The 1,249-nt window shown below is 66.8% G+C and carries 1 protein-coding gene; it reads right to left on the bottom strand.

Features of this window, described 5'->3' with window-relative positions; all coding sequences use genetic code 11:
• Positions 1-767: exodeoxyribonuclease VII large subunit (gene xseA / locus G3N98_RS39275; RefSeq protein ID WP_206151124.1), on the bottom strand; the 767-nt coding region annotated here is incomplete at its 3' end.
• Positions 768-1,249 lie beyond the last annotated feature (482 nt).

Genomic DNA, 1,249 nt, shown 5'->3' with positions numbered 1-1,249 from the left:
ATCTTCGGATCGAAATCGGTTTCGTGCCCGACGCCGCTGACGACCGGCAATTCGCTCGCCGCGATCGCGCGCGCCAGCGCCTCGTCGTTGAACGACCACAGATCCTCGATCGAGCCGCCACCACGACAGACCAGCAGCACGTCGACCTCGCGACGCGCATTCGCGGTGGCGACGGCCGCGACGAGCTTTTCGGCGGAACCGGCACCCTGCACGGGCGCCGGATAGACAATCACCGGAATGTGCGGCGCACGGCGCGCGAGCGTGGTCAGCACGTCGCGCAGCGCCGCCGCCTGCAGCGACGTGACGATGCCGATCGCGCGCGGATGGGCCGGCAGCGGCCGCTTGCGCTCGGGCGCGAACAGCCCCTCGCTCTCGAGCTGCGCCTTCAGCCGCAGGAACGCCTCGTACAGGCGCCCCTGACCGGTGCGCCGCACGGCCTCGACGTTGAGCTGCACTTCGCCGCGCGGCTCGTACATCGTGACGACCGCGCGCACCTCGATCCGGTCGCCTTCGCGCGGCGTGAACTCCGCGTACTGCGCGCGGCCGCGGAACATCACGCAGCGCATCTGCGCCTGCTGGTCCTTGATCGAGAAATACCAGTGGCCGCTCGCGGCGCGCGTGAAATTCGACACTTCGCCCGAAATCCACAGCAGCGGAAACGAGCGCTCGAGCATCGTCGAAATCGCGCGATTGAGCGCCGAAACGGGAATCACTTCGTCGCCGCCGCGGGTCGCGCCCGGTGCGGCAAATGGGGAGTCGGAAGGCATGGACGGTCGAATGAATGCTGGCGGCGACACGATAGTCCGACACGCACGCCACGTCCAGCGCCGGGCGCACGTACCGTGACGTTCGGAAGGTGTCCACACTTTGGCAATCATCGGCCTAAAACGCGTGAAAACCGCTGAAAAATCCAGACAATTCTCTCTAACACATTGATTTTTATATATTTTTAAATCTTTCTGAATGATTCTCATCCGATTCGAAGCCCACCCGGCGGGCGTTTGAGGCCATCGAGGAGGGAGTTCTTCACAGAGTTATCCACAAGCCGCCGCGATCCGGCCCCGCGAGCTGCGGCGGCCGGTCGCGCTTGCCGCGCCCGCCCGCGGCGCGCTAGAGTGCCGCCTTCCGCAGACCCCGCGGCATGCGCCGCCCAACGGAGAATCCGCCTTGACGAATCCGTCCCACGCCGCGGCGCACGAGATGCCGCGCCCGGCCCGATGAGCGCGCCCGACGGCCCGCTCGCCCGGCT

The organism is Burkholderia sp. Tr-20390 (assembly GCF_017104595.1).
Taxonomy (GTDB): domain Bacteria; phylum Pseudomonadota; class Gammaproteobacteria; order Burkholderiales; family Burkholderiaceae; genus Burkholderia.
This window is presented reverse-complemented; position numbering and strand designations above follow the sequence as displayed.